We start from the raw sequence: 909 nt of genomic DNA, 5'->3' as shown, positions 1-909 counted from the left end.
CGGTGTTTCTCCTGGTGTTTCTGGCGCAATTACAGGAGGTGCAGCAACAAATGACTCATCCACCAAGACATCAATTCCAATATCTCCCAGTAAATCATCCACTAGCCCCAACGATACACCACTGTTTTTAATGTAAGTTCCATCGCTGTTCGTATAACCTTCACGGGCCAAAACATCCAAACCGACTTCATCCACTAAATCAGTGATTAAATCAACTTGCAGCAATCCCTCGGAGAAAGAACTTTCTTCTCCATTTGAAGAAGTATGACGGTCCAATACACCAACATGGATATCATTGAGCATCGGCAAATCTTCACTTACCACTTCAACCAATCCCCTGTCTGTTGATTGGCTTTCACCGTTTTGATTAAATTCCGAAAGCAGTACACCCAACGAAAGATCACCCAAGTTATTGTCTGCCAGACTGATGCTGGCTAATGCATCGCGGCTTTGTTGATTGTCTTCGCCGTTCAATGAACTGCTATTTTCCAAAACGTTAAGTTGAAGTTCGTCTACAAGTGTATCGCCAAGATTTAAGCCAAGTAATGCATCACTTTGACTGGCACTATCCACGCCTGTATTTTGGCTGCTCGGCAGTACAGACAAATCCACTCCATCCAATAAACCATCTGTCAGCCCGATATTCAGCAGATGGGAGTTTTCGGAAGATCCAGTTTCAGTGTTACTTTCCTGATTTTCAAGAAGCCCCACATGCACTGTACCCACTAAAGGCAATGTCGCCAATTCGATGTGGCTTACTGCCTGGAAACTATTTTCTTCGTCTGAATATTGGTTTTTTTTGTCAACCAATACCTCAACGTTCAATTGGTCTGAAATAACCGTTTCTTCAACTTCAATATCCACTGCAGCTTGTTCTCGTGCAGTTTCTGTTGCCGTCGAAGAGCTTTC

At 43.3% G+C, this 909-nt stretch carries 1 protein-coding gene; it reads right to left on the bottom strand.

The window, feature by feature from the left end; all coding sequences use genetic code 11:
• On the bottom strand, window positions 1–909 hold a 909-nt coding region (locus KW93_RS17500; RefSeq protein WP_033543432.1), incomplete at both ends, for a hypothetical protein.

Origin of the sequence: Planococcus sp. CAU13, assembly GCF_000775575.1 — a bacterium.
GTDB lineage: Bacteria > Bacillota > Bacilli > Bacillales_A > Planococcaceae > Planococcus.
This window is presented reverse-complemented; position numbering and strand designations above follow the sequence as displayed.